3 protein-coding genes are annotated in these 2,460 nt (G+C 68.9%); all 3 read right to left on the reverse strand.

Annotation, left to right across the window (positions count from 1 at the left end; all coding sequences use genetic code 11):
• Nucleotides 1-88: 88 nt before the first annotated feature.
• Nucleotides 89-766, reverse strand: coding sequence for a LytR C-terminal domain-containing protein (locus tag AC5RUJ_RS14570; protein WP_494127749.1), 678 nt, complete (start codon nt 764-766; stop codon nt 89-91).
• Nucleotides 759-1,058 carry a type II toxin-antitoxin system VapB family antitoxin gene (locus AC5RUJ_RS14575; protein WP_493977152.1) on the reverse strand — a complete coding sequence of 100 codons (300 nt, stop codon included), beginning with the start codon at nt 1,056-1,058 and terminating at the stop codon, nt 759-761. The genes AC5RUJ_RS14570 and AC5RUJ_RS14575 overlap by 8 nt, the downstream gene beginning before the upstream one ends.
• 139 nt (nt 1,059-1,197) lie before the next feature.
• Nucleotides 1,198-2,460: multicopper oxidase domain-containing protein (locus tag AC5RUJ_RS14580; protein WP_494156077.1), on the reverse strand; the 1,263-nt coding region annotated here is incomplete at its 5' end.

The following is a 2,460-nucleotide window of genomic DNA, read 5'->3' on the forward strand; positions in this document are numbered from 1 at the left end:
CGATGAGGGCGGGCGGCACGGCGGGAGCTGCGTGTCGCCGACGGTGCGGTACGCGACTTGGCCAGGCACCGACGTCGTGCTGGAAGCGCTACTCCTGCTCCGCCGGTTCGCTGGGGGTGGGCGACAGCCGCGGGCAGCTCAGCGTCCCCGGCGTCTGGTCCACCCGGTTAACCGGCACGAGTTCCTTGTAGCCGGCGCCCACCACCACGTCCACGCTGTCGTCGGCACGGTCGTCGGCCACATATTCCGAGTCGGGAATATTCCGTTGAAGGTTGAAGGCGTTGGCCTCGCCGGCCTTGCCGGACACGACGACGGCGCTCATCCCGTAGACGCTCAAGGTCTTGTTGCCGACGGAACCGATGTCGTAGCCGCGGTCGGACAACGCCGCGGCCACCTTGCTGCCCAGGCCTTCCAACTGCGTGCCGTTGTAGACGTTGAGCCGGAACGAACCGTTGTCCGGGTAGTCGTAGGTGCCGGTCGGGCAGGTGACCGCTTCCGGTGGCGGCGGCGGGCCCCAGCCGGGAACCTTCAGGTCGCCGCGGGCGACGGCCAGGGCCGCGAGCGCCGCCGCGATGACCAGGCCGACCAGCAGCACCAACACCGCCCCGTGCAGGATCCGCCGCTGGTAACTGTGCGGCTTCTCCACATTGCCGTCCTCGACGAAGACGCGGTCCAGATCCTCTTCGGTGATGACGCGCTGGCCCTGCCAGCTCAGTATCTGCTTGGGCTTGCGTCGGGGTGGCGGCGGGACGCTGGGTTCAGTCATCGACCACCAGGACCCGGGCATGCAGCACGGCCCTCTGGTGGAGCGCCGTGCGGACCGCGCGGTGCAGTCCGTCTTCCAGATAAAGGTTCCCCTGCCACTGCACCACGTGCGGGAACAAATCCCCGAAGAACGTGGAGTCCTCGGCCAGCAGGGCATCGAGGTTGAGCGTCGACTTGGTGGTGATCAGCTCGTCCAGGCGCACTTGGCGCGGCGGCACCTCGGCCCAATCCTTGGGGCTGACGTGGCCATGTTCGGGGTAGGGGCGGCTGTCGCCCACGGCTTTGAAGATCACGAACCCAGCCTAAGGAAGTCGGCCCGGGAAGGAAACGCGCGCCACAGCGTGCCGCGGACCCGTAGCCAAAAGGTTACTGTCCGTTTGCCGCACGCGTTGGGGCTATTGCTGCCTGCTTCAGGCCGCTGTCTCCCGCCTGTCAGGCCGCGGTGATCGGCACTTCGCGGACGCCCACGGTTGCGCCGGTGATCCAGTCCTCCCACTCGACCCGCAGCCGGTACTCCCCCCGCTCCGGCGGGTGCAGCATCACGTCGTACCGCTCGGCCGCGCCGAAGGCCAGCACGTCGGTCATGAGCGGGTATCCGGCCTCCCGGCAGGTCGGAGACGGCGCCCCCGGGACGGAGGTGTCACGGAACGGCCGTCCGTCGTGCGCGATCAGCTCGGCCATCCGCACCGGCTCCCCGTCCATGGCCGTGAAGTACATGCGGTTGGGAAGCTTGGCGTTCAGGATGCGCAGCAGCGTCGGCTTCTTCTCGCCGCCAGCCACGTTGGCCCGCAGCGCCGACAGGCTCCACACCCGGTTGTCGCCGGAGCGCCGGCGAACCAGCTCGCCGCCCATCAGGTAGAAGTGCTTGGGTTCGAACCGGTTCAGCCCGACGTCTTCGCCGGAGAGCCCGGCCGCATGGTGCATTTCGTGCCAGCGCGGATCCAGCGAATACGGGATCAGAATGGACTCGGTGTCGACGTCGTACTCCGGCCCGTCCACGAACGCCCGCCGCGCTCCCGGCGTCACCGGGTAGTCCTGGTGCACCACCGGATCCACGATCACGGGGCCGAACATCCCCATCTGCGCGTGCAGCACGGTGTTGACGTGGCAGTGGTAGAAGTAGGTGCCGGCCGCGCCGTAGTTGGGATCTCCGGGCCGGCCCGGCTCCGGCGCCCACTGGTACGTGTACGTGCCGCCGATCTCGAAGGACGTATGGCCGACCCCGTCGTTGCGCGGGTCGGGTTCCAGCCCGTGCCAGTGGATGGTGTGCGGCCCCATCGAGGGATGCACGGTGGCGTGGAAGATCTGCCCTTCCAACGGCCGGATCAACGGGCCGGGAAAACCGCGGCCCGACTCCCGCGAGTCAAAGCTCCACATCTCGAACACGGCGCCGTCGTCAAAGCGCAGGTCCCGGTTGAAGACCTCCAGATAGACGGACGAATGCGGCGTCTGCCGGAATTCCGTGACCGGGCGGTCCAGATCCAACTGGTCGGAGCTGAAGTCCACCTGGCTCCGAAAGCGGTGGCGCGGGCGGCCGTCGTCGTCAGTGGGGCTCGGGCTCGGCGTCGGCTGCGCGGGTTGGGTCGGTTCCACGGTGGGGGACGACGTCGGTGCCTCCGTGGGCTCGCCCGTGGGCGTCGGCGTCGGTGCGGCGGTGGGGGTGCCGGTGGGCGAGGTGGTCGGCTCAGCCGTGGG

This window comes from Arthrobacter sp. Y3223164 (assembly GCF_059091005.1).

What these genes read in the sequence shown, in the direction of transcription:
- AC5RUJ_RS14570 (WP_494127749.1), bottom strand. Translation starts at nt 766, where the DNA reads ATGACTGAACCCAGCGTCCCGCCGCCACCCCGACGCAAGCCCAAGCAG.